Source organism: Cellulomonas sp. IC4_254, assembly GCF_011603975.1.
GTDB lineage: Bacteria > Actinomycetota > Actinomycetes > Actinomycetales > Cellulomonadaceae > Cellulomonas.
In genome coordinates, this window is record NZ_JAANNB010000004.1 from 15,717 (window position 1) to 39,257 (window position 23,541).

22 protein-coding genes are annotated in these 23,541 nt (G+C 75.8%); 2 read left to right on the forward strand and 20 right to left on the reverse strand.

Features of this window, described 5'->3' with window-relative positions; translation table 11 throughout:
- Positions 1-4: 4 nt before the first annotated feature.
- From G6556_RS00865 to G6556_RS00925, 13 genes are all read right to left on the reverse strand, one after another.
- Positions 5-1,144 carry a prepilin-type N-terminal cleavage/methylation domain-containing protein gene (locus G6556_RS00865; protein WP_166937724.1) on the reverse strand — a complete coding sequence of 380 codons (1,140 nt, stop codon included), beginning with the start codon at positions 1,142-1,144 and terminating at the stop codon, positions 5-7.
- Between the two features lie 56 nt (positions 1,145-1,200).
- Positions 1,201-1,767 carry a prepilin-type N-terminal cleavage/methylation domain-containing protein gene (locus G6556_RS00870; RefSeq protein ID WP_166937726.1) on the reverse strand — a complete coding sequence of 189 codons (567 nt, stop codon included), beginning with the start codon at positions 1,765-1,767 and terminating at the stop codon, positions 1,201-1,203.
- 135 nt (positions 1,768-1,902) lie between these two features.
- Positions 1,903-2,391: a prepilin-type cleavage/methylation domain-containing protein gene (locus tag G6556_RS00875; RefSeq protein WP_166937728.1), complete on the reverse strand. Its 489-nt coding sequence runs from the start codon at positions 2,389-2,391 to the stop codon at positions 1,903-1,905.
- A 110-nt stretch (positions 2,392-2,501) separates the two neighbouring features.
- Positions 2,502-3,713 (reverse strand): type II secretion system F family protein, encoded by a 1,212-nt coding sequence (locus G6556_RS00880; protein WP_166937789.1) that lies wholly within the window; start codon positions 3,711-3,713, stop codon positions 2,502-2,504.
- A 13-nt stretch (positions 3,714-3,726) separates the two neighbouring features.
- On the reverse strand, positions 3,727-4,854 hold the full coding sequence (locus G6556_RS00885) for a type IV pilus twitching motility protein PilT (RefSeq protein ID WP_166937730.1): 1,128 nt from the start codon (positions 4,852-4,854) through the stop codon (positions 3,727-3,729).
- Positions 4,851-6,527 carry an ATPase, T2SS/T4P/T4SS family gene (locus tag G6556_RS00890; protein ID WP_166937732.1) on the reverse strand — a complete coding sequence of 559 codons (1,677 nt, stop codon included), beginning with the start codon at positions 6,525-6,527 and terminating at the stop codon, positions 4,851-4,853. The genes G6556_RS00885 and G6556_RS00890 overlap by 4 nt, the downstream gene beginning before the upstream one ends.
- Positions 6,524-7,933 carry a PAS domain-containing protein gene (locus G6556_RS00895; protein ID WP_166937734.1) on the reverse strand — a complete coding sequence of 470 codons (1,410 nt, stop codon included), beginning with the start codon at positions 7,931-7,933 and terminating at the stop codon, positions 6,524-6,526. The genes G6556_RS00890 and G6556_RS00895 overlap by 4 nt, the downstream gene beginning before the upstream one ends.
- Positions 7,923-8,543, reverse strand: coding sequence for an ATP/GTP-binding protein (locus tag G6556_RS00900; RefSeq protein WP_166937736.1), 621 nt, complete (start codon positions 8,541-8,543; stop codon positions 7,923-7,925). The genes G6556_RS00895 and G6556_RS00900 overlap by 11 nt, the downstream gene beginning before the upstream one ends.
- Entirely contained in the window at positions 8,524-8,889 is a 366-nt protein-coding gene (locus tag G6556_RS00905; RefSeq protein ID WP_166937738.1) for a DUF742 domain-containing protein, read from the reverse strand. The genes G6556_RS00900 and G6556_RS00905 overlap by 20 nt, the downstream gene beginning before the upstream one ends.
- Positions 8,876-9,322 (reverse strand): roadblock/LC7 domain-containing protein, encoded by a 447-nt coding sequence (locus tag G6556_RS00910; RefSeq protein WP_346774642.1) that lies wholly within the window; start codon positions 9,320-9,322, stop codon positions 8,876-8,878. The genes G6556_RS00905 and G6556_RS00910 overlap by 14 nt, the downstream gene beginning before the upstream one ends.
- Before the next feature lie 47 nt (positions 9,323-9,369).
- Positions 9,370-11,262 (reverse strand): ATP-binding protein, encoded by a 1,893-nt coding sequence (locus G6556_RS00915; protein ID WP_166937742.1) that lies wholly within the window; start codon positions 11,260-11,262, stop codon positions 9,370-9,372.
- A gap of 326 nt (positions 11,263-11,588) precedes the next feature.
- Positions 11,589-13,226 (reverse strand): succinic semialdehyde dehydrogenase, encoded by a 1,638-nt coding sequence (locus G6556_RS00920; RefSeq protein WP_166937744.1) that lies wholly within the window; start codon positions 13,224-13,226, stop codon positions 11,589-11,591.
- A 52-nt stretch (positions 13,227-13,278) separates the two neighbouring features.
- Positions 13,279-13,806: a VOC family protein gene (locus G6556_RS00925; protein WP_166937746.1), complete on the reverse strand. Its 528-nt coding sequence runs from the start codon at positions 13,804-13,806 to the stop codon at positions 13,279-13,281.
- 62 nt (positions 13,807-13,868) lie between these two features.
- Here G6556_RS00925 and G6556_RS20085 point away from each other — a divergent pair, with 62 nt between their 5' ends.
- Positions 13,869-14,657, forward strand: a complete 789-nt coding sequence (locus G6556_RS20085) for a helix-turn-helix domain-containing protein (RefSeq protein ID WP_166937748.1) — start codon at positions 13,869-13,871, stop codon at positions 14,655-14,657.
- A 42-nt stretch (positions 14,658-14,699) separates the two neighbouring features.
- Here the strand turns inward: G6556_RS20085 and ptsP are convergent, their stop codons facing one another.
- From ptsP to G6556_RS00965, 7 genes are all read right to left on the reverse strand, one after another.
- Positions 14,700-16,436 carry a phosphoenolpyruvate--protein phosphotransferase gene (gene ptsP / locus G6556_RS00935; protein WP_166937750.1) on the reverse strand — a complete coding sequence of 579 codons (1,737 nt, stop codon included), beginning with the start codon at positions 16,434-16,436 and terminating at the stop codon, positions 14,700-14,702.
- Positions 16,437-16,532: 96 nt separating this feature from the next.
- Positions 16,533-18,095 (reverse strand): fructose-specific PTS transporter subunit EIIC, encoded by a 1,563-nt coding sequence (locus tag G6556_RS00940; protein WP_166937752.1) that lies wholly within the window; start codon positions 18,093-18,095, stop codon positions 16,533-16,535.
- Positions 18,092-18,547 carry a PTS sugar transporter subunit IIA gene (locus tag G6556_RS00945; RefSeq protein WP_166937754.1) on the reverse strand — a complete coding sequence of 152 codons (456 nt, stop codon included), beginning with the start codon at positions 18,545-18,547 and terminating at the stop codon, positions 18,092-18,094. The genes G6556_RS00940 and G6556_RS00945 overlap by 4 nt, the downstream gene beginning before the upstream one ends.
- Position 18,548: 1 nt before the next feature.
- Complete coding sequence (pfkB, locus tag G6556_RS00950) at positions 18,549-19,514, reverse strand: 1-phosphofructokinase (RefSeq protein WP_166937756.1); 966 nt, start codon at positions 19,512-19,514, stop codon at positions 18,549-18,551.
- On the reverse strand, positions 19,511-20,272 hold the full coding sequence (locus G6556_RS00955) for a DeoR/GlpR family DNA-binding transcription regulator (protein ID WP_166937757.1): 762 nt from the start codon (positions 20,270-20,272) through the stop codon (positions 19,511-19,513). The genes pfkB and G6556_RS00955 overlap by 4 nt, the downstream gene beginning before the upstream one ends.
- Positions 20,273-20,516: 244 nt before the next feature.
- Positions 20,517-21,641: a GuaB3 family IMP dehydrogenase-related protein gene (locus G6556_RS00960; protein ID WP_166937759.1), complete on the reverse strand. Its 1,125-nt coding sequence runs from the start codon at positions 21,639-21,641 to the stop codon at positions 20,517-20,519.
- A 77-nt stretch (positions 21,642-21,718) separates the two neighbouring features.
- Entirely contained in the window at positions 21,719-22,273 is a 555-nt protein-coding gene (locus G6556_RS00965) for a type 1 glutamine amidotransferase domain-containing protein (RefSeq protein ID WP_166937761.1), read from the reverse strand.
- A 163-nt stretch (positions 22,274-22,436) separates the two neighbouring features.
- Here G6556_RS00965 and G6556_RS00970 point away from each other — a divergent pair, with 163 nt between their 5' ends.
- A complete protein-coding gene (locus G6556_RS00970) occupies positions 22,437-23,426 on the forward strand; it encodes an exonuclease domain-containing protein (RefSeq protein WP_166937763.1) in 990 nt (329 codons plus the stop codon).
- Positions 23,427-23,541 lie beyond the last annotated feature (115 nt).

The window sequence follows — 23,541 nt, forward strand, 5'->3', positions numbered from 1 at the left end:
GCGGTCACGGGCCCGCCTCCGGCGTCGGGCCGGTGCTGCCGGCGGCCTCCAGGTGCAGGGTGGTCGTGCCGCCGGCGGAGAGCATGACGGTGGCGTACTCGGAGGTCGGGTCCACCTCCTCCGGCGGGGAGGGGTGCACCCCCCACCAGCCGGGCCACAGCGTCGCAGTGAACCGCGTCCCCTCCGGGCCGGCGACCTCGTCCGAGTCGGGCTCCAACGCCGTCAGCAGGCCGTCCGGGCGCTGCAGCGTGATCCGGCTGTCCGCGTCGCCGCCCGCCAGGTGCACCACCAGCGTGCCCGCGCGGGCGTAGACGAACGACGTCCGGGAGAGCTCGGACGACCGCACGCCGAACACGGCCTGGACCGGCTCGGGGTCGTTCGCCTGATCGAGGTGGACCGCCGCACCCGGCGACCTGAGGCTGACGTCGTACCGGGTGCCGACCTCGTCGGCCGGCACCGCCAGCACCGCGCAGCCCGACGAGTCGGTGGTCGCGGTGGCGACCACCGCGCCCGCGGCGGTGACCGCCCGGGCGACGACACCCGGAACGGGCGCGTGACGGTCGTCGCCGACCGCGACCGCGATCAGCCCGAGGTCGGCCCGGGGCGCGAGCGACTTGTGCGGGGCGAACAGCTGGCGCAGGACGTGCGGCCGGGCCGTGCCCATGCCCTCCCAGGTGACCGTGACCTCGACCTCGGTGGCGAGCTTGGTGGCGTAGGTGCTGCCGCCCTCGCAGGCGGAGGTGCTGCCCAGGACGCGCGCGCGGGCCGCCCGCTCGACCGTGTACCGCATGCCGTCGACCCGGTACCCATCCGGGTCACCGGGGTCGCGGCCCTCGGTGACCGGGTGCGCGTTCGTCACGACGCCCTCGGCCACCAGCGCCTGCGCGGCCACCGACGAGGCCGCGAGCCGCTCCCGGACGAGGTCGACCTCGCGCGCCGCGAGGTGCGCGGCCACCACGCGCGACCGGTTGGTCACCGTCGTGGACTGGCCCTGGAGGAGCGCGGCGGTGCAGACGGCGGCCATGACACCCAGGAGCACCGCGGCGACGACGACCTCGATCATCGTCATGCCGGCGTCGCGGCGCTCGGACCGGTCGACGGTGCGGTCTCCCGCCGCGAGGGTCGCTCGGACGTGACGGCGCACAGGTCGCGCTCCTCTCGGCTGGGGGTGCTGTGTCGGTGGCATGGGCGGGGCGACGATCAGGGCGCGGTGTCGTCGCACCGGCCGCCGGTGAGCCCGCCGCGCGGCGTGTACATCCAGTCGCCCACCCGGCCGTCCGGGTGGCTGACGCCCAGGCAGTAGTTGATGGCCCACGTGTCGTCCCGGCCCAGGGAGCCGTCGTGCGTCGAGATCGACTGGTACAGGTCCCAGGCGCCGTGCTCGTCCCCCTGCAGCGTGACCCCGTCGGAGACGGGGCCCAGGTCCAGCGGGAGGTCCGGGAGAGAGATCCCCGCCGTGCTCGCGCCGCCGTGGAGGTCCCCGAGCACGTAGCGCTGGCCGGTCGTGCCCGGGACCTCCTCCACCGTGAGCTGGAGCCAGTTGACGTGGTGGAACCGCGACCCCGACTGGAAGAAGGTGTCGAGCTCCATCGCCAGCCGCCGCAGGTCCGCCTTGGCGGCGGCGTCGTGCGCCGCGGCGCGGTGGTTGAGGAACAGCGGGACCGCGATCCCGGCCAGGATCGCGATGACCACGATGACGACGAGCAGCTCGACGAGGGTGAAGCCGTCGTCGCGGGACGACGCCGTGAGGGCCGAGGGGGTGGGCACGCTGCGGTTCTCCTAGGTCGGGTGGCCCCCGTGGCCCCCATCCCCCGGCCCGCACCCGTATCCGTCCCTCGATACGGTGGGCCAGCCGGGTGGGGCCGCACGCATCGCGGCCCCACCCGGGTCGGTCCCCCTGCGTCAGCTGCAGTCGCCCTCGCCGAGGCCGCCGTTGGCGGTGTACTGCCACTGGCCGATCTGGCCACCCTCGTGCTCGACGGCCACGCACCAGTTCTCACGGCCGATGTCGGTGAGCGTGCTGTCCGGGTCCGCCGCGAGCGTGGTGGTGGTGACCGCGACCCCGTCGGACACACCACCGAGGTTCTGCGTCTGTCGGTCGCCCGCCGGGCCCCACGCCAGCTCGTAGGCCTCGTTGGCTCCGGTGCCGGTGGTGGTGATGTTCACCGTCCCGAGGTCCGTGGCGTCCACGAACAGCGTCGCGACCTCCTTGCCGATCTTGGAGACGTCGGCCTTGGCCGCCGTGTCGGCCGCCTTGGCCCGCTGGTTGAGGAACAGCGGGATCGCGATCGCGGCCAGGATGCCGATGATGATGATGATGACGACGAGGAGCTCGACGAGGGAGAAGCCCTCGTCCTTGCGTTCCTTCGCCTCGGTGATGCGGCGCAGCATGGTGGTGCTCCTTGGTTCGGTGTTCTTCTTCAGGTGCCGGCTGTCAGTCCCCCGGGTGAGGGCCGCCTGCCGGTCGGCGGCCCACGTGTGGTGAGGCCCCTAGGCGCGCGTCACTGCACGGCGTCCGCGATCGAGAAGATGGGCATGTAGAGGGCGATGAGCATCCCGCCGACGATGACGCCGATCACGACGATGAGCAGCGGCTCCAGCACGCTGGTCAGCGAGGCGGTCGCGGTCTCGACCTCCTGGTCGTAGAACCCGGACACCTTGGCGAGCATCGTGTCCAGCGCGCCGGAGTCCTCGCCGACGGCCACCATCTGCCGGAGCATCGGCGGGAAGATGTCCTCGCCCTCGAGCGCCTCGCCCAGTGCGGTGCCGCCCTGGACGCCCTCGCGGACGCGGCCCACGGCGTCCTCGACGACGACGTTGCCGCTGGTGGCGCCCACCGTGGCGAGGGCGGGCACGACCGGGACACCCACCCGGGACATGGTCGCGAGGTTGCCGCTGAACCGGGACAGCGCGATCTTGCTCATGAGCGAGCCGAAGATCGGCACCTTGAGCTTGACCGGGTCGACCCGCCGCCGGACGGCCTCGTCGTTGCGGTGCTTGCGCCACCACCAGGTGCCGCCGACGATCGCGAGCACCAGCGGCCCGATCGCGACCTTCATGATGTCGGCGAGCCCGATGAGCATCTGGGTGGGCAGCGGGAGCTCCTGTCCGAGCCCCTCGAACTGCTCCTGGAAGATCGGGACGACGAAGAGCAGCATCGCCGCGACCGCGCCGACCGCGAGGCACACCACGACGACCGGGTAGGTCATCGCCCCGACGACGGCCCGTTTGAGCGCGATCTCCTTCTCCAGGGTCGTCGCGACGGCGAGCAGCACCTCGTCGAGGAACCCGCCGTCCTCCCCCGCCCGGACCATCGCCAGGGTGACCGGGCTGAACACCCGCGGGTGCTTGGCCAGCGCGAACGACAGCGCCTCGCCCTCGGAGACGTCCTGCTCCACGGCCTTGAGGACGTCGCCCAGCCCGCTGCCCTCGGTCTGCGACGACAGCACGGAGAGCGCGCGCGGCAGCGCCAGGCCGGCGTTCACCATCGTGGCGAGCTGCCGGACGGCGACCGCGACCTCCTTCGGCTTGGCACCCTTCCTGCCGAAGCTGATCTCCCGGTTCAGCCCGGAGGACTCGACCGGCTCGATCGTGGTCGCGTTGAGCCCGAGCTCCCGCAGCCGGGCGGCCACGGTGTCCTGGTCCGGCGCCTCGATCCGGCCGGAGACGGGCTTGCCGTTCTTCCCGAGGACCGTGTACTCGAAGGTCTGCATGCTCACGATGCGCTCACCCCGGCCCGTGCCCGGAGCGGAGCGCCGACTCGCCCTGGATCATGCGGGCGGTGCGGCCGCACATCTGCGCGTACTGGTCGACCTGGCGGGCCTTGGCCAGCCCCTCCTCGAACGAGATCTCACCGCGGCGCACGAGGTCCGCGAGGCTCTGGTCGAGGGTGTGCATGCCCTGGTCGGCGCCCGAGTGCAGGACCGAGTAGAGCTGGTGCAGCCGCCCGTCCCGGACGAGGGCGCGAACGGGCGGCGTCGCCACCAGCACCTCCGTCGCGACCGCCCGGCCGGGTCCGTCCTGCCGCTTGCACAGCGTCTGCGACACCACGCCCTGCAGGGCCGCGCCGAGCTGGGTGCGGATCTGGGTCTGCTGCTCGGCGGGGAACTCGTCGACGATCCGGTGGATGCTCGACGCCGCGTCCTGGGTGTGCAGGGTGCCGAACACGAGGTGCCCGGTCTCGGCCGCCCGCAGGGCGATGCCCATCGTCTCGGCGTCGCGCATCTCACCGATCACGATGATGTCCGGGTCCTGGCGGAGCGCGCGCACGAGCGCGGCGTAGAAGGAGTGGGTGCTGGTGCCGACCTCGCGCTGCGTGACGATGCAGCGCCGCGAGGTGTGCAGGAACTCGATCGGGTCCTCGATGAGGATGATGTGGTCGGCCCGGCTGCTGTTGGCGAGGTCGATGATCGACGCCAGCGTGGTCGACTTGCCGGATCCCGTCGGTCCGGTGACCAGGACCAGCCCGCGCGGCAGGCCGGCGAACTGCGCCACGCTCCCGGGCACGCCGAGCTCGTGCAGCGGCTTGATGACGGACGGGATGAGCCGGAACGCCGCGCCGAGGCCGTCGCGCTGGTGGTAGTAGTTCACGCGGAAGCCGGAGCCGGTGTCGAGGGTGTACGACAGGTCCAGCTCCATGTCCTGCGCGAACCGCTCGCGCTGGTGGTCCTTGAGGATCCGCGGGAGCGTGACGGCGAGCATCTCGTCCGTCAGGACGGGCCAGCCCGGGACGGGCGTCATGTGGCCGTCGATGCGGTACGCGGGCGGCAGGCCGGCGTGCAGGTGCACGTCGGACGCCCGCGCGGTCACCGCCTGCCGGAGCAGCTCGTCCAGGTCGAAGGGCTGCGCGCTCATGCCACCACCCGGAGGATCTCCTCGAGGGACGTGCGTCCCGCCGCCACCTTCTGCCAGCCGTCGTCGCGCAGCGTGACCATCCCCTGCTTGAGCGCGGTGCGGCCGATGTCGGTCGCCGGGGCGCCGGCCACGGCCTGCTGCTCGATCTCGTCGGTCACGGACATGACCTCGTGCAGCGCGAGGCGGCCGCGGTACCCGGTCCCCGAGCACGCCACGCAGCCGACGGGTCGCCGCAGCTCGGGCACGGGCTCGCCCTCCAGCCACGGGAACCGCGCGCCGAGGAGCTCCTGCGGGGTGGGCGCGTAGGGCTCCGCGCACCGCTCGCAGAGCTTGCGCGCGAGCCGCTGGGCGACCACGCAGTCCAGCGCGGAGCCCACGAGGTACGGCTCGATGCCCATCTCGATGAGCCGGGTGACCGCCGACGGGGCGTCGTTGGTGTGCAGGGTCGACAGCACGAGGTGGCCGGTCAGCGAGGCCTCGATCGCGATCTGCGCGGTCTCGTGGTCGCGGATCTCACCGAGCAGCACGACGTCGGGGTCCGAGCGCAGGATGGACCGGAGCGCGCTGGCGAACGTCAGGCCCGCCTTGGCGTTGACCTGGACCTGGTTGATGCCGGGCAGCCGGTACTCGACCGGGTCCTCGACGGTGATGACGTTGATCTCCGGCTTGGAGACCGCGTTCAGGGTCGCGTAGAGCGTGGTCGACTTGCCGGAGCCGGTCGGACCGGTGACCAGGAGCATGCCGTACGGCTTGGTGTACGCCGCACGGTAGGTCTCGAGGTTGTGGTCGAGGAACGACAGGTCCGTCAGGTCGAGCGAGGCCGTCGAGTTGTCCAGGATCCGCATGACGATCTTCTCGCCCCACACGGTCGGCAGCGTGGCGACGCGGAGGTCGACCTTCGTGCCCTCGTGCGTGACGGACATCCGGCCGTCCTGCGGCTTGCGCTTCTCCGCGATGTCGATGTCCGACATGATCTTGACGCGCGAGATGACGCCGGCCTGGATCTGCTTGGGCGAGCGCTGGGTCTCGTGCAGCACGCCGTCGATCCGGTAGCGCACGCGCAGGTCGTGCTCGGTCGGCTCGATGTGGATGTCCGACGCCCGGTCGGTGATCGCCTGGGTCACCAGCAGGTCGACGTACCGCACGACCGGGCTGTCCGCGGTCACGGAGTCGCCGACCTGCGAGAGGTCGACCTCCCCGTCGTCGTGGGCCGCCGCGCCGAGGGAGCGGCCGATGCCCGCGATCTCCGAGTCGGAGCGCAGGTGGCGGTTCATGGCGGAGGTCAGAGAGCTGGGCGTGGCGAGGACGGGCACGACCGGCACGCCCAGCAGCGCCTTGGCGTCGTCGAGCGCGACCACGTTGCCCGGGTCCGCGGTCGCGAGCAGCACGGCGTCGCCCCGGCGCCCGACGGGGAGGATCGCGTGCCGCCGGCACAGCTGCTCGGGCAGCAGCTGGACGACCCCGGGGTCGATCGGGTGCTCGTCCAGGTCGAGGAAGTCCAGCCCGGCCTGCTCCGCGAGCGCGGCGAGCAGCACGGGCTCGCTGACCGCCCGCTCGTCGAGGAGGGCCTGGACCAGCGACCGGCCGCTCTCCTCCCGCCGCGCGAGGGCGCGCTCGAGCGCGGGGCCGTCCACCAGGCCGCGGGCGACGAGGGCGTCGGCGAGCAGGCTCATGACGCGGCCTCGCTCGGCTCGACGGACCCGGCCGGCTCGGCGCCGTCGGTGTCGGTGCGCAGGGTGGCCACCAGGTCGGTCAGGCGCCACAGCGGACCGACGAGCGCGGCCGCGTCGACGGGGGCCGCCTGCGCGACGCACTGCTCGGCGAGCCGGCGCAGCGCGGCGATCCGTCCGTGCCCGCGCGCCAGGAGGTCGTCGATCGGCCCGACGTGCGGACCCAGCTGCTGGGTCACGCCGTACCGGGGCACCTGGAGCCGCCAGGTGCTGAGGAAGGTGCGGAACTGCTCCAGCCGGCCCCGGGTGGCCTCGACCTCGTCCCGGACGGCGGCGAGCTGTCGCGCGCTCCGCTCGCCTGAGGCCGTGAGGGCGTCGAGGTCCTCCTGCAGCGCCCGGCACAGCGGCACCACGTGCGCGAGGTCGTCGGCGGTCGTGCCGCCGGAGATGACCTCGTCGGCGAACGCGACGACCACGTCGCTGTGCTGGCGGGCGAGCGCGATCCGGAACCGCTGCTCCATCACGGTCAGGCGGACGGTCGCGAGCGCCTCGGCCAGGCCCGCCAGGCTGCCGGCCAGCTCGGCGGCCAGCCGGTCCATGGCCGCCGACGTCCGCGCGAGGACGGGCGCGGTCCCGGCGACGTGGCTCGACGCGCGCCCGGCGGCCGAGGTGGCCGCGCCGAGGTCGTCGGCCGTGATCCTGGCGCCCTCGGACGCGATCTGGAGGTCGTCCACGAGCTCCTTGAGCGCGTCCAGCCGCCCGAGCGCGTCGGCGAGACCGGCGCTCACGTCGAACGCGGCGGCGAGCACCTCGCCGACGGCGCCGGGCGCCTCCCGGCCCGCGGACGGGGCGGACGCGGCGACCCGGGAGACGACCTCCGCGGGCAGCGCGGTGAACATGAACTCCTCGTAGCTCGCGTACCCGGCCGTCCCCAGCCGTGCCGCGAGGTCCTCGGCCCCGGCGGCCGCCGCCCGGGCCGCCGACCCGCCCTCGGCGCGGCACGCGCGCTCGCGCGGCAGCGTCCCGGCGTACAGGCCGAAGGCGGCGTCCCGGAGCGGGGCGGCCATCGGCGCGCTGCGCACCGACAGGAACCCGTCCCCGAGCGGCGTCACCGTCGCGAAGACGTCGTAGGACGCGCCGTCCTTGGCCAGGTTGCGCACGTACGCGGCGAACGGACGACCCGCCAGCAGCGTGTCCCACATCAGCCGGAACGCGCCGCCCGGCATCTCGGGGTGCCGGATGACGTTGTGCGGCGCCCCGATCAGGTCCGTCCGGGCGAACCGGGACAGCCGCTCGAACACCGAGTTCGCCGCCGTGATGACGCCCTTGCGGTCCGTCACGGAGAAGAACAGCTCGTCCGGGGCCACGGTGCGCACGGCACCCGTCGCCGCGACGCGGTCAACCGGCACGCCGGATCCGATCCATCGCGTGCCGGACGAGCCGGACCAGCGTCTCCTTCGTGGCCTCCCGCGACCGGGCGTCGGTGTAGAGCACCGGCACCTCGGCGGGCACCGCGAGCGCCTCGCGGATCTCGTCCAGCTCGTGCCGGGCGACGCCGTCGAAGCAGTTCACGGCGACCACGAACGGCACGCCGCGCGACTCGAAGTAGCTGATGGCGGAGAAGCACTGGTCGAGGCGGTCGGTGTCGACCAGGACGACGGCCCCCACGGCCCCGCGGGCGAGGTCGTCCCACATGAACAGGAACCGGTCCTGGCCCGGGGTGCCGAACAGGTACAGCCACAGGGAGCCGGGCAGCGCGATGCGCCCGAAGTCCATCGCCACCGTCGTGGACACCTTGTGGGCGCTGCGGCTGCCGGCGTCGTCGACGCCGAGCGAGTGCTCGGTCATCGCGGCCTCGGTGGACAGGGGCTCGATCTCGGAGATCGAGCCGATGAAGGTGGTCTTGCCGACGGAGAACCCGCCGGCCACCACGACCTTGACGACGACCGGCGCGACGTCGACGGCGGCGTGGGTGCCGCCGTGCGCGCGCACGGCCGGGTCAGAGCTCGCCGATTCCATCGATCACACTCCCGAGGAGAGCCAACGTGCGGTCGCGGTCGTCGACGTGCGCGCCCCGCGAGCCGCCGGAGGGGCCGAACAGGCGGACCGCGCCGAGCGCGGCCAGGTCGGCCGAGACGACCTGGGCGGTCCCCAGCGGGACCCGCAGGGTCGCGGCGACCTCCGCCACGGTCAGGTAGCCGTCACCGAGCAGGTCGAGGATGCGGCGCCCCTCCCGGGACCCGGTCTCGGCGGCGTCCGGCACCGCCGCCAGCAGGGTGTCGAAGGCGAGGCCCTCGGCCGCCACCCGGCCGCGCGTGATGACGTAGGGGCGGAGCTCGGAGACGCCGCCGTCACCCGGTCGCACGGGTCGCTCCGTCCGTCGGCAGGCTCCGGCGCATCTCGGCGACGAGCTGGGGGGTCAGCGCCGACTCCGCGCCCTCGGCGAGCAGCGCCATCTCGTAGCCCACCGACCCCACGTCGGCCGTCACGTCGGCGGCGAAGGCGAGGATGGACCCGTCGGAGACGGTCATGAGGACCAGGAAGCCGGCGTCGTAGTCGATCACCGCCTGGTTGACCGACTGCCCGCCGATCATCCGGGCCGCGCCGCGTGCCAGGCCGGAGATGCCGGAGACCACCGCGGCGAGCTGGTCGCCCGTGGTGCGGTCCAGGCCGGACGAGACCGCCATGAGCAGGCCGTCGCTCGAGACGAGGATGCCCAGCCGCACGCCGGCGACGCCGCGGACGGTGCTGTCGAGCAGCCAGCCGAACGACGTCGGCGGCCGGGTTGGAGCGGACACGGGATCTCCCTCGGGTCGGGGGCTGGTGACGGGCGCAGTCGTGGGGCTCATCCGCGGCCCGTCCGGCCGCGGCCCGTGGCGGAGCGGAAGGCCGAGAACCTGCTGCGCACGGCGGTGGCGTCGCGGTCGGTCGGTCCGCGGTTCGCGGTGAGCGGTTCGGCCACCACGGTCGGCGTGCGCCGCTCGAGGGTGGCCGAGCCCGCGGGTTGCGCGGCCGTCGGCCGGTAGGAGGAGAGCCGCCCGAGCTCGGCCAGCACCTCGTCCCGCAGGCCGGGCTCGGCGTACGTCTCCGAGGCCGCCGGGGCGGGCACGAACCAGTCGTCGCCGGCCGCCGCGGGTGAGGGCACGGCGGGAGAGGCGAACCGCCCCGGCGCGGACGTGGGGTCCTCCGCGGGCGCCGGCGCGAAGCTCTCGACCGGCGCGAAGCCCTCGGCGGGCGCGAAACCCTCCGCAGGCGCGAAACCCTCCGCAGGCGCCACACCCTCCGCGGGCGCGAAACCCTCCGCGGGCGCGAAGCCCTCGACCGGTGCGGGGACGGGTAGGAGGCGCTCCGTCGGCGGGCCGGCGGGCTCGGGCAGGAATTCCCCACCGTCGTCGGTGGTCGACCCGACACCCGAGACCGGGCCGGCGGCATGCGCCGGACCGAAGCCCGGCGCCGGCGCGGCGTCCGTCCCGGTGCCGCCGTCGAGCGGCGGCCAGGCGGGCGCGGCGTCGCCGAACCGTCCCGGCAGCACGGCGGGCGCGGCGGGCGGCTCGGCCGGGGTCGCGACGGGCCAGGCCGGCGCGTCGCCGTGGCCCGCAGCGGGGTCGGGGCCGTCGAGGACGGCGCCCGGCGCGGCGCCTCGGGACCGCCGCGGCAGCGAGCCGGCGTCCGCGGCGGCCGACGGGGTGCTCTCGGCCTCGGGCACCGACGGCGCCAGGGGCAGCGGGATCGAGTCCGTCACGACGGGCGCGTCGGGTCGCGCCGACCCGGTGGACGCGGTGTCCGCCGCGGAGCTCGCGGCCAGCAGCCGGGCCGGGACCCGGACGACCGCGGTGGTGCCCGGCGCGCCCGGGACCAGGTCGACCTCGACGCCCAGCCGCTGCGCCAGGCGCCCGACGACCACGAGCCCGATCCGTCCACCCGGCGGGATCGCCGAGGAGGTGAGCCGGCGACGCGCCTCGTCGAGCGTCTCGGGGTCCATCCCGAGCCCCGTGTCGGTGATCGAGACGACGGCGTCCTGCTCGTCGAGGTCGACCCGCACGTCGACCGCCGAGCCGGGCTCCGAGAACCGGGTGGCGTTCTCCAGGAGCTCCGCCAGGAGGTGTGCGACCGGGACCACCGCCGACGCCTGCAGCATCGGGTCCGCCCCGGCCGCCACCGTCACCCGGTCGTAGGCCTCGATCTGCGCGCAGGCCGTGCGCGCCGTGTCGGAGAGCGACAGCGGCTCGCGCGCGCGGCGGCCGGTCACGCCGCGGGACAGGACGATCACGGACTCGGCGTTCCGCCGCAGCCGCACGGTGAGGTTGTCCAGCTGGAACAGCACCCCGAGCACCTCGGGGTCCTCCTCCCGGCGCTCCAGCTCGTCCAGCAGCTCCAGCTGGCGGCCGAGCAGGCCGACCTCGCGCATCGCGCCGATCTCGGCCAGCACCGGGGCCGCGCCGGCCCCGTCCCCGGGGGCGTCCGCGACCGGCGTGGGCGCGGTCGTCGGGGTCGGCTCGTCGACGGGGGCCGGCTCGTCCGCGACGCCCGCCTGCCCGCGGGTGCCGGCACCGGACCGCCCGGTCCCCGCCGCGGGGACCTCGGCGTCGCGCCGGTCCTCGACCCCGCGCAGCCGGCGTGCCAGCCGGGCCACCTGCGCGGCCAGGAGGAGCGCCAGGACGAGACCCAGGACGGCCACCGCCACCGCCACCACGGGCAGGTGCGGCGACGCCGCGAGGTCGTCGAGCATCTCGATCATGCGGGCCGTGACCCTCCTGGCAGCGCGTCGGTCGGCCGGTGCGACGCGGGCAGGCCGCTCAGCGGCCCGGCGTCTACTCCGGGTGGGCGCCCCGCGATACGGAGTGCCGACACCGGAATTCCTACCGATCCGGCACGCCACTCAGTCCGGCGCGCGGGCGTCACCGGGTGGTCAAACCCGGACAGAGCCGCGCCGGTGAGTGGTGGTCAGCCGCGCCACCCTGAGTGGAAGGGCACTGCCGCGTCCGGCCCGGTGCGGACCGCCGGGCCCTGCCGTGGGCAGCGCTCACCGCCGCCCCGCGCGTCAGCGCACCCGCGCCGCCCGGGTCAGCGCACCCGCGCCGCCCGCGCCGCGCGCAGCACCGCCGTCACCGTGCCGGTCCACCGCTCGGGGTCGCCGGCCAGCAGCCGCCCCGGCCCGACGGGCGGCAGGACGGTGCGGCCGCCGACGCGGACGCCGTGCACGCCGCGCTGGACCGCGACGGTCCGGGTCGCGGTGAGCGCGAGCAGGCCCTCGCGCCCGTGCCGGTGCCCCCAGCCCGACGCCCCGCGGCCGCCCTGCGGTGCCGCGACCGAGCCCCAGGACGCCTGGTAGCCGTCGTTGACGTTCACGCTGCCGGCCCGCAGCCGGGCCGCGAGCGCCGCGCCGCGCCGCGTGGACCGGGTCCACACCGAGGCGTTCAGCGCGTACGCCGAGTCGTTCATCGCGGCGACCGCCTCGTCGTCCGAGGCGACCGGGGACAGGGCGACGACCGGCCCGAACGTCTCCTCCCGGAACGCGCGGGCGTGCGGCCCGACGCCCTCGAGGACCGTCGGCTCGTAGACGTACGGGCCGAGGTCCGCGCGGTGCACCCCGCCCGCCAGCACGCGGGCGCCGCCGGACAGCGCGTCCTCGACGTGCTCGACGACGCGGGCCAGCTGCTCGGCAGAGGTGAGCGAGCCGACGTCGGACCGGTGGTCCAGGCCGGTGCCGACCCGGAGCGCCCGGGTCCGGCGCGCGAACGCCTCGGCGAAGGCGTCGTACACGTCCCGGTGCACGTAGAGCCGCTCGACGGACATGCAGAGCTGCCCGGTGCCGCCGAAGCAGGCGCGCACCGCGCCCTCCGCGGCCGCCTCGACGTCGACGTCCTCGGCGACGTACATCGCGTTCTTGCCGCCGAGCTCGAGCGTGCTCGGCACGAGCCGCTCCGCCGCCCGCGCGGCGACGACCCGCCCGGTCGCGGTCGACCCGGTGAAGACGACGTGGTCCACGTGGTCGACGACTGCGGAGCCGACGGTCGGGCCGTCGCCCAGCACGACCTGCACCAGCCCGCGGGGCATCCCGGCGTCCTCGAGCAGCTCGACCGCCCACAGCGCGGTCAGCGGCGTCTGCGGGTCCGGGCGGAGCAGCACGGCGTCGCCGGCCGCGAGCGCCGGGAGCACGTCGCCGAGCGTCAGGCTCAGCGGGTAGTTCCACGGCGCGACGACCCCGACGACGCCGAGGGGGTCGTGCCGGACCCGGACCGCGGTCAGGCCCGGCACCAGCCCCGGGCGCCGCTCCGGCGCGAGGTACCGGGGCGCGACGCGGCCGAGGTGCCGCGCCAGGAGGGCGATGTCGACGACCTCCTCGTAGGCGGCGCCCCGCGCCTTGCCGTTCTCGAGCTGGACGAGGTCGAGGACGTCGCTCTGCCGCTGCAGCAGCAGGTCGTGCACGCGCAGCAGCAGCCGCGCGCGGTCCCGGGCGGGCACCGCGGCCCACCGGCGCTGCGCCGCCCGCGCCGCGCGCGCCGCCCGGGCGACGTCCTCCGGGGTCGACTGCGGGAGGGTCGCCAGCGGCGCCCCGGTCCACGGGGCGTGGTGGGTGCGCGTCCCGGCGGCGGGCGAGCTCACGACCCGGTCCGCCAGGTCGCGCAGGTCGTCCGGCTCGAGGACGTACGTGGCGAGGGGGTCGGTCTCCGGGTCCAGGACGCCGTGCTCGGGCACCATGCGGCCAGGCTACGCGCCCGGCCCGGCCGGGGCCCGGCCCCGCGCCGCCCTCTCAGCCCTGGCCCGCCTGCTCCGCCGCCCACGCCGCGACCCGGCGCGCCGACTCCTCGGGCGACAGGTCCTCGACCCGGGTCATGACGGTCCACCGCACGCCGAACGGGTCGACGACCGAGCCGTACCGGTCGCCGGACACGAACGTCGACACCGGCTCGCGCAGGGTGGCGCCGGCGGCGACCGCCCGCTCGACGGTCGCGTCGACGTCCGGGACGTGCACGGCGAGCGAGTAGGTCGCGGCCCCGGGGTCGGGGGCGGTGATGCCGTAGGCGGGCATCGGGTCGCTCAGCGTGAACCGGCCGTCGCCGAGGTCGAGCGCCGCCTCGCCGACCAGGTCGCCCATCCGGACCACGTCGACGACCCGGGCGCGGAGCACCCGCTCGTAGAATCCGATGGCCTCGGCGGCCGGGTGGACGACGAGGTGCGGGGTCAGCGACGTGACGCCGTGCGGGACGCCGTCGGTGGTGTGCGCGCCGGTGGCGGGCGCGGTGCCGGGGGTCGGTGCGGGTGCGGTGCTGTCGGTCATGGTCCGAGCGTCGCCCGGTCGCGGCGACGGGTCTTGTACGAACGGGACACGGGAGGCGGCGCGTGGTCGAGTCGGCGGGGCACCTCAACCCGGGCGACCCCGAGGTGGCGTTCTCCCGGTTCGTCCTCGGCGCGGACCTGGACGACCTCGTGCGGCACGTCTGGGTCGCGCGGTGGGACGTCCCGCCCGGCGTGGTCCGGCAGCAGCGGGTGCTCACCTACCCCGCCGCGAACGCCGTCCTCCAGCCGGCGGGCGCGACCCTGCACGGCCCCTCCCGGGTGCTCACCACCCAGGACCTGACCGGCCGGTCCTGGGTCGTGGGCGTGCTGCTCCGGCCCGCCGCCGGCCGGCTGCTCACCGCGACGGAGCCGACCCGCCTGGTCGGGCGTGGGGAGCCGCTGCCGGGCGCGCCGCTCCGCGCGGTCGCCGCCGCGATGGCCCAGGCCCCGGACGCGGCGGACGCCGCGGTGGCCGCGCTGCTCCGCACGTGGCTCGCCCCGGTCGCCGCCCGGGTGGACGACGCGGGGCGGCTGGCGAACGCGGCGTGCCGGGTCGCCGAGGAGCGCGCCGACGTGCTGCGGGTCGCCGACCTGGCCGACCTGCTCGGGACGACGACGCGCACCCTGAGCCGGGTGGTGCGGCAGCACACCGGGCTGACGCCGAAGTGGCTCATCGAGTGCCGCCGGCTGCAGGCGGCGGCCACGGCGCTGTTCGCCGACCCCGCGACCGACCTCGCCGGTCTCGCCGCGGACCTCGGGTACACGGACCAGGCGCACTTCACGCGCCGGTACCGGGCCGTCGTGGGCGAGACGCCGGCCCGGACGCGGCGGCACGCGGCGGCACCGGTCTAGGACCGCCGCCGGGACGCACCCGCGCCGGGCGCGGCACCCGCCTCACACCCCGAGCGTCACCCGCGCCTCCGGGTCCAGCAGCCCCGCCACGGCTGCGCGCCCCGCGGCCGGGTCCGCCGCGGCCAGCGCGGCGTCCGCCATCGCCCGGCACGCCTCGAGGGTGTGCCGCCGCAGCGCGAACCGCACCGCGGGCAGCGCGGCCGGCGACATCGACAGGCTGGTGACCCCGAGCCCGGTCAGCACCAGGGCCATCAGCGGGTCGGACGCGGACTCGCCGCACACGCCCACCGGCCGGTCCTTCGCCGCCCCGGCCCGTGCGGTCGCGGCGACGAGCTCGAGGACGGCGGGCTGCCACGCGTCGAGCAGGTCCACGAGCTCGCCGCGCAGCCGGTCGGCGGCCATCGTGTACTGCGCGAGGTCGTTGGTGCCGAGCGAGACGAAGTCGACCTCGTCGAGCACCGCGGCGGCGCGGAGCGCGGCGGCGGGCACCTCGACCATGACCCCGGCGGTGCGCAGGCCGGCCGCGTGCACGGCCTCGGCGAACGCCCGGGACTCGGCCGGGGTGGCGATCATCGGGGCCATCACCCAGGGCTGGGTGCCGGTCTCCTCGCCCGCCCGGGCCAGCGCGGTGAGCTGGTCGGTCAGCAGCGCGGGCGCGGACCGGACCAGGCGGTAGCCGCGGACGCCGAGCGCGGGGTTCTCCTCGGCGTGCAGGTTCGCGAACGCGAGCGGCTTGTCGGCGCCCGCGTCGAGGGTCCGGACGACGACCTTGCGGTCCGGGCCGAGCGCGCGCAGCACCCGCGCGTACGCGGTGGCCTGCTCGTCGACGGTCGGCGCCTGCTGCCGGCCGAGGAACAGCACCTCGGTGCGGAACAGCCCGACGCCCTCGACGGCGGCGCCCACGAGCTTCTCGGCGTCCTCGGCGGTGCCGATGTTGGCGAGCAGCTGCACCCGGTGCCCGTCCGCGGTGCCGCCCGGGTCGGTGTCGGACTCCAGGGCGCGCTCGGCGGCGGCACGCGACTCCAGGGCGGTGCGGTCGTCGGCGGACGGCTCGACCAGGACGGTGCCCGCGGCGGCGTCGACGCCCACCACGACCCCGTCCGCGAGCGCCGAGGCGCCGGTGGTGCGCACGACGCACGGGATGCCGTTCTGCCCGGCGATGATCGCGGTGTGCCCGGTGGGACCGCCCTCCTCGGTGACGAGCGCCAGCACGCGCTCCAGGTCGAGGGCGGCGGTGTCGGCGGGCGCGAGGTCGGTCGCGACGACCACCGACGGCTCGCGGAGCTCGGGGACGCCCGGCGCGGGCAGCCCGGCGAGCCGGGAGACGACCCGGTCGCGCACGCTGCGCAGGTCGGTGACCCGCTCGGCCAGGTAGCCGCCGGCCTGCTCGAACATCGCGGCGAACGTGCCGACCACGGCGTCGATCGCCGCGACCGGCGGCTCGCCGCCCCGGACGCGGCCGAGCACCTGGTCCCGCAGCGCCGGGTCGTCGGCCATCATCGCCGTCGCGCCCAGCACCTCGGCCACCGTGCCGGTCGCGCGGCCGGCCTGGTCGCGCAGCCCGTCCCCCACGGCGGCGAACGCGGCGGTCACGGCGTCGGGCAGCTCGTCGGCCGGCACCGGGGCGCCGTCGCGGAGCACCGGGGCGTCGCCCGGGACGGCCGGCGCGGGCCGCACCCGCACCACCGGCCCCACGGCGACGCGCCGGCCGACGCCCACCCCCTGCAGCACGGTCCCGGCGGCGGGCGGTGCGGTCGTCTCGGTTCGCGTGTCGGTCATGGCCTGAGCGTCTCCCCGTCGAGATCGGTCTGGGAAGGGGCGGAGGTCCCGCCCCTGCGTCCCCGGGCCGCGACGGGCCCGGGGACCAGGATGCCGTCAGGCGACGGCGGGCTGGGCGGCGGCCGGCGTGGTCGCCGCGGCGGCGGCGTCCGCCTCCCGCTCGGCCTCGACCAGCGGGCTCGGTCGCAGGCCCTTGAGCACGACCACGACGCCCGCGGTGATCACCGTGCCGACCGCGACCGCCAGCAGGAACCCCAGCGGGTTCGAGATCAGCGGGAGCACCCAGATGCCGCCGTGCGGCGCCCGCAGGCCCGAGCCGACCGCCATCGTGATCGCCCCGGTGACGCTGGAGCCGACCATCGACGACACGATGACCCGCCAGGGGTCCGCCGCGGCGAACGGGATGGCGCCCTCCGAGATGAACGACAGGCCGAGCAGCCACGCGGCCTTGCCGTTCTCCCGCTCGGCGTGCGTGAACAGGCCCTTGCGGACGACGGTGGCCAGCGCCATCGCCAGCGGCGCGACCATGCCCGCGGCCATCACGGCCGCCATGATCCGGTACTGCACGGCGTCGCCGGTCAGCCCCTCGGTCGCCAGCCCGGTCACCGCGAAGGTGTAGGCGACCTTGTTGATCGGCCCGCCGAGGTCGAAGCCCATCATCGCGCCGAGCAGCGCGCCCATGAGCACGAGGTTGGAGCCGGACAGGCCGTTGAGCCAGTTCGTCAGCCCGTCCATGACGTTCGCGATCGGCCGGCCGATGACCACGAACATGAGGAAGCCGGTGATGAGCGAGGACAGCAGCGGCGTCACCACGACCGGCATCACGCCGCGCACGCCCTTGGGCACCCGCCACCGGCTGATCCACAGGGCGAGGAAGCCGCCGACGAACCCGGTGACCAGGCCGCCGAGGAAGCCCGCGCCGATCACCACGGAGATCGCGCCGCCGACGAAGCCGGGCACCAGGCCGGGCCGGTCGGCGATGGCGTACGCGATGAAGCCGGACAGCACCGCCACGAGGAACCCGAAGGCGGCCGCGCCGGTCTGGTACAGCAGCACCGCCCAGTCCTGCCCGGAGGTGATGCTGAACGACGTGATGAGGTCCTGCACGGGGACGGCGGTCACCGCGACCGGCCCCTCGTTCCCGGGCCAGGCCGCCTGGGCGATCATGAACCCGAGGGCGATGAGGATGCCGCCCGCGGCGACGAACGGGATCATGTACGACACGCCCGTCATCAGCCACTGCCGGATCCGGGTGCCGACGCCCGCGTTCGGGTCGACCTTGACGGCGGGTCGCGGGGCCCCGGCGGCCGTGGGGGTGGCGCCGGCCGCGGCGGCGTCGGCCGCGGGCACGCCCGCCTCGACCGCCGCGACGGCCTGGGCGAGCACGCCGTTCGGGTCGTGCACCGCCTTCTTGACGCCGACGTCCACGAAGGGCTTGCCGGCGAACCGGTCCTTGGCCTGGACCTCGAGGTCGGCGGCGTAGATCACGCCGTCCGCCGCCGCGATGATCGCGGGGTCGAGCGGCGTGGAGCCGGCCGCACCCTGCGTCTCGACGTGCACCTCGTGGCCGGCGGCCTTGCCTGCCTGCTCGAGCGCCTCGGCGGCCATGTACGTGTGGGCGATCCCCGTGGGGCACGAGGACACGGCGACGAACTTCATGACGGCACCACCTCTCGCTGGACGATCTCGGCCACGGTGGCCGCGTCGGGGGCGTCGAGCAGCGACTGCCGGAACGACTCGTGCACGAGCCGGCGGGCGAGCGCGGCCAGGATCTGCAGGTGGTCGGCGTCGCCGCCGGCGGGCGCGGCGATGAGGAACACCAGGCGGGCGGGCCCGTCCGGCGCGCCCCAGTCGACGGGCTCGCGCAGCTTGCCGACGGCGAGGCTCGGCACGGTCACGTGCTCGGAGCGGGCGTGCGGCAGGCCGACGCCGCCGGGCATCCCGGTGGCCATCTGCGCCTCGCGGGCCCGCACGTCGGCGTGGAACCCCTCGGCGTCGGTGACCCGGCCCGCCGCGGCGAGCAGGTCGATCAGCTGCCGGGTCGCGTCGTCGCGGTCGGCGGCGGCCAGGTCGACGCCGACGAGGTCGGCGGCGGTCAGGGGCAGGCTCATGTCAGAGCTCCTTCAGGGCGAGGGCGGGGTCGGGGTCGGCCACCAGGGCGACCTCGTCGGGTCGGACGTCGGACGGGCGCGGGACCGCGCTGCCCGGGAGCAGGACGGCGGCGCGGCCCCAGGCGACCGCGCGGCGCAGCCGGTCCGGGGGCGCACCGTCGGCCGCGAGGTAGCCGGCGAGGGTCGAGTCCCCCGCGCCGACCGTGGACACGGGCACCAGGCCGGGGCCGCCCGCCCACCAGGACCCGCCGTCGGCGACCAGCAGCGCGCCGTGCGCGCCCAGGCTGACCAGGACGGCGGCGGTGCCGAGCGCCTGCACGGCGCGGGCGGCGTCCAGGACGTCCCCCACCGTGCTCAGCTCGTGGCCGGCGAGCTCGGCGAGCTCCTCGTCGTTCGGCTTGACCAGCGCGAGGCCGCCGTGCCGGACGGCGGCGGCGAACGGCGCGCCCGAGGTGTCGAGCACGACCGGCACGCCGTGCCGGGCGCCGAGGTCGGCGACGGCGGTGAAGAAGTCCTCGCCCAGCCCGGCGGGCAGGCTGCCGGCGGCGACGACGGCGGTCGCGCCGGCCAGCTCGGACTCCACGGCGGCGAGCAGGGCGGCGACCTCGTCGGGGGTCAGCGCGGCGCCCGGGGCGTTGATCTTGGTGGTCGCGCCGCTCGACTCGGTCAGCGTGATGTTCGACCGGGTGTCCCCCGCGACCGGCACGGGCCGCGCGTCCACGCCCTGCGCCGCGAGCAGCGCGACGACCTGCGCGCCGTCGGGCCCGCCGGACGGCATGACGGCCCGGGACGCGACGCCGTGCGCCGCGAGCGCCCGGGACACGTTGATGCCCTTGCCGCCGGGGTGCAGGTGGGTGGCCGCGGCGCGGTTGACCTCGCCGACCGCCAGGCGCTCCAGGTGCAGGGCCCGGTCCAGGCTCGGGTTCGGGGTCAGCGTGACGACGCGGGGCGCCGGGGCGGCGGTCATGCGCGCACCACCCGCGGGCCGGCGGCCTCCACCTCGTCCGCGAGCTCGGCCAGCACCCCGGAGTCGGTGACCAGGGTGTCGACCTGCTCCAGCGGTGCGACGTGCGCGAAGTCCGCGCGGCCCAGCTTGGTGTGGTCGGCGAGCACCACCGTGCGGCGGGCCGCGGTCACGAGCGCGCGCTTCACGGCGGCCTCCGCGAGATCGGGGGTGGTCAGGCCGTGCTCGACGCTCAGGCCGTTGGTGCCGAGGAACGCCGTGTCGACGTGGATGTCCGCGAGCTCGCGCAGCGCCCAGGTGCCGACGGCCGCGAGCGTCCGGCCCCGGACCGTGCCGCCGACCAGGTGCAGCGTGATGCCGGGGCGGGTGGCGAGCACCGTGGCGACCGGCAGCGCGTGCGTGACGACGGTCAGCTCGCGGTCGGTCGGCAGCAGCTCGGCCAGCCGGACCGTCGTGGTGCCGGCGTCCAGGATGATCGCGCCGCCGGCCGGCAGCTCCTCGAGCGCGGCCTTGGCGATCCGGTCCTTCTCCCCCGACAGCAGGCCCTCGCGCTGCGCGAGCCCCGGCTCGAAGCCGAGCTGCTCGACCGGGATCGCGCCGCCGTGCACCCGGCGGACCAGGCCGTGCCGCTCCAGCACGGTCAGGTCGCGGCGCACCGTCTCGGGCGTCACGTCCAGGGTGGCCGCGAGCGAGGCGACGTCCACGCGCCCGTCCCGCCGCGCGGCCGCCAGGATCTGCTGCTGGCGCTCCGTTGCGTACACGTCGCCTCCGTCGGTTCCGGGTGGTCCTCGCAGGGTGGCCCGGGCGCCGAGGGAGGCCCGGCGCTGGGCTGCTGCGCGGTCCAGCATGCCGCAGACGGACACCAAAACGCAAGCAATCAAACCGACTCGGACTCAAACACGAACCAAACGGGCATCCGCCCACGTCCGGTTCGCCCCCGCGACGACCGAGGGCCGCGGCTCCCCCTCGGGGAGCCGCGGCCCTCGGCGCGCGCGGGTGCCGGCGTCAGCGCGGCTGGTACGGGGAGACCACGATCTCCACCCGCTGGAACTCCTTGAGGTCCGAGTACCCGGTGGTCGCCATCGCCCGGCGCAGGGCGCCGATGAGGTTGAGCGAGCCGTCGGCGGTGTGGCCCGGGCCGAACAGCACCTGCTCCAGCGTGCCGGCCTGGCCCACCTGCACCCGCTCGCCACGCGGCAGGTGCGGGTGGTGCGCCTCGGGGCCCCAGTGCCAGCCGCCGCCGGGCGCGTCGGTCGCGCGGGCGAGCGCGGCGCCGAGCATGACCGCGTCCGCGCCGCAGGCGATCGCCTTGACCAGGTCGCCGGAGCGGCCGACGCCGCCGTCGGCGATGACGTGCACGTACCGGCCGCCGGACTCGTCCAGGTAGTCCCGCCGGGCGGCCGCGACGTCCGCGACGGCGGTCGCCATCGGGGCGTGGATGCCCAGCGACACACGGGTGGTGTGCGCCGCGCCGCCGCCGAAGCCCACCAGCACACCGGCCGCGCCGGTCCGCATGAGGTGCAGGGCCGCGGTGTAGGTGGAGGCGCCGCCGACGATCACCGGCACGTCGAGCTCGTAGATGAACCGCTTGAGGTTGAGCGGCTCGGCGCGGCCGGACACGTGCTCGGCCGACACGGTGGTGCCGCGGATGACGAACAGGTCGACACCGGCGTCGACGACGTCCTTCCAGAACTCCTGGGTCCGCTGCGGCGACAGGGCACCGGCGACCGTCACGCCCGCGTCCCGCACCTCGCCGACGCGACGGCGGATCAGGTCGGGCTGGATCGGGGCGGAGTAGATCTCCTGCATCCGGGCGGTCGCCTCGGCGGCCGGCAGCTCGGCGATCTGCGCCAGCAGCGGCTCCGGGTCCTCGTACCGGGTCCACAGGCCCTCGAGGTCAAGGACGCCCAGCCCGCCCGCGCGGCCGAGCGCCACCGCGGTCGCCGGGCTCACCACGGAGTCCATCGGCGCCGCGAGCACCGGCAGGTCGAAGTGGTACGCGTCGATCTGCCAGCCGACGGACACCTCCTCGGGGTCCCGGGTGCGCCGGGACGGGACGACGGCGACGTCGTCGAAGGAGAATGCGCGCCGTCCCCGCTTGCCGCGGCCGATCTCGATCTCGTTGCTCACCGGGACAGGCTACCGGCGCGGACGCCCCCTCGCGGGCCCCGCCCCGCACGGCGGCGGGGCCCGGTGGGTGCCGCGGGTCAGCCCGCGACGGCGTCCACGACCGCGGCGCTGAACGCCGGCAGGTCGTCGGGGTTCCGGGATGTGATGAGGGTGGACCCGGCGGCCTGCGAGACGACGACCTCCTGGTCGACCCAGGTGGCGCCGGCGTTGCGCAGGTCGGTCGCCAGGCTCGGGTACGACGTGAGCGTCACGCCGTCCACGACGCCGGCCTCGATCAGCGTCCACGGCCCGTGGCAGATCGCGGCGACGGGCTTGCCCGCGCCGAGGACGGCCTTGACCAGCGCCTGCGCGCCCTCCTGGGTGCGCAGGGTGTCGGCGTTCACGGTGCCACCCGGGATGACGAGCGCGTCGACGTCGTCCGCGGACACCTGGTCCAGCGTGCGGTCGACGGGGTACTCGCCGCCCGGGTCGAGGTCGTTGTTCACGGTGCGGACGGTGCCGGCCTCGGCGGACACCAGGACGGGGGTGCCGCCCTCGTCGGCGACGGTCTTCCAGGGCGTGGTGAGCTCGGGCTCCTCGATGCCCTTCGCGCTGGTGAGGAACGCGACGGTACGGCCGGTCAGGCGGGCCATGACGACTCCTTCCGGTGGCGGTCCCCCGCGGTCGGCGGGGTCTGCCTCCACCCTCACCCGGACGGGCGCCGGTCGCATCCGGGCTGGGCCACACGCCGCGCGGGATCCCCGGGAGCGTCGGTGGCCGGTGCGATGCTGACGGCGCTGGGAGGAGGAGGGACGCATGACCTGGACCGACGGGCCGCTGCTGGGGTTCGACACCGAGACCACCGGCGTGGACACGGACCACGACCGCATCGTGACGGCCGCGCTCGTCCGGCGGGACCGTGACGGCACCCACGTGCGCACCTGGCTGGTCGACCCCGGCGTCGAGATCCCCGAGGGCGCGAGCGCGATCCACGGCATCAGCACCGAGCACGCCCGCGAGCACGGGGTCGAGCCGCGCGGCGCGCTGGAGGAGATCGCGACCGCCATCGCCGACGCCGTGCGCGAGGGCGTGCCGGTCGTGGCGTACAACGCGTCCTTCGACCTCTGCCTGCTCGAGTCCGAGCTGCGCCGGCACGACCTGCCGACCGTCGAGGACCGGCTCGGCGGCGAGCTGCGCCCGGTCATCGACCCGCTCGTGCTCGACCGCGCGGAGGACCGGTACCGGTCCGGCAAGCGCAAGCTCGTGGACCTGTGCGGCGTCTACCAGGTGGTCGACACCGGCAGCCTGCACACCGCCGACGTCGACGTGGTGGCGACGCTCGACGTGCTGGAGCGGATCGTCGGCCGGTTCCCGCACCTGGGCGACCTCGACCTCGTCTCGCTGCACGACTACCAGGTGACCGCGCACCGCGCGTGGGCGGAGGCGTTCAACGCCTGGCGCTCGGAGCGCGGGCGCACCGGGCCCGGGGCGGAGTCGACGTGGCCGAGCCGCGCGGCGTCGCGGGCCGCGGCCGCCGCCGGGGCGCCGGCGACGGGCACGCCCCTGGAGCCGCTGCCGGCGGCCGTTCCCGTGGCGCCGTCGCCCGCCCCGGCCGCGCCGGTGGGCGCGCCGGCGGCGGCCGCGCCCGCGCCGGTGGGTGGTCTGGCCGCGCGGGTCACGGGCCGGTTCGCCACGCAGCCGGCCCTGCCGGTCCCGGTCACGCCTGAGCCGGTCGCGATCCGGCACGACCCCGCCCGGGACCGCCGGTTCGCCGGCCGCCCGATCCAGGACACGCTCATCGCCTGACCTGCACCCTCGGCGCGATCCGCAACACCGCACATGAGGTCGGGATCACGCACGGGCGGGGGCACGCACACGATCTCCTCATCCCACCTGGTGCCCATATCTCATCCATGAGTTA

Coding starts and splice junctions, on each gene's coding strand:
- G6556_RS00880 (WP_166937789.1), bottom strand. CDS start 3,713: ATGCAGACCTTCGAGTACACGGTCCTCGGGAAGAACGGCAAGCCCGTC.
- G6556_RS00940 (WP_166937752.1), bottom strand. CDS start 18,095: ATGAAGTTCGTCGCCGTGTCCTCGTGCCCCACGGGGATCGCCCACACG.
- G6556_RS00915 (WP_166937742.1), bottom strand. CDS start 11,262: ATGATCGAGATGCTCGACGACCTCGCGGCGTCGCCGCACCTGCCCGTG.
- G6556_RS00885 (WP_166937730.1), bottom strand. CDS start 4,854: ATGAGCGCGCAGCCCTTCGACCTGGACGAGCTGCTCCGGCAGGCGGTG.
- G6556_RS00925 (WP_166937746.1), bottom strand. CDS start 13,806: ATGACCGACAGCACCGCACCCGCACCGACCCCCGGCACCGCGCCCGCC.
- G6556_RS00965 (WP_166937761.1), bottom strand. CDS start 22,273: ATGGCCCGCCTGACCGGCCGTACCGTCGCGTTCCTCACCAGCGCGAAG.
- pfkB (WP_166937756.1), bottom strand. CDS start 19,514: ATGACCGCCGCCCCGGCGCCCCGCGTCGTCACGCTGACCCCGAACCCG.
- G6556_RS00890 (WP_166937732.1), bottom strand. CDS start 6,527: ATGAGCCTGCTCGCCGACGCCCTCGTCGCCCGCGGCCTGGTGGACGGC.
- G6556_RS00920 (WP_166937744.1), bottom strand. CDS start 13,226: ATGGTGCCCGAGCACGGCGTCCTGGACCCGGAGACCGACCCCCTCGCC.
- G6556_RS00945 (WP_166937754.1), bottom strand. CDS start 18,547: ATGAGCCTGCCCCTGACCGCCGCCGACCTCGTCGGCGTCGACCTGGCC.
- G6556_RS00970 (WP_166937763.1), top strand. CDS start 22,437: ATGACCTGGACCGACGGGCCGCTGCTGGGGTTCGACACCGAGACCACC.
- G6556_RS00875 (WP_166937728.1), bottom strand. CDS start 2,391: ATGCTGCGCCGCATCACCGAGGCGAAGGAACGCAAGGACGAGGGCTTC.
- G6556_RS00900 (WP_166937736.1), bottom strand. CDS start 8,543: ATGGAATCGGCGAGCTCTGACCCGGCCGTGCGCGCGCACGGCGGCACC.
- ptsP (WP_166937750.1), bottom strand. CDS start 16,436: ATGACCGACACGCGAACCGAGACGACCGCACCGCCCGCCGCCGGGACC.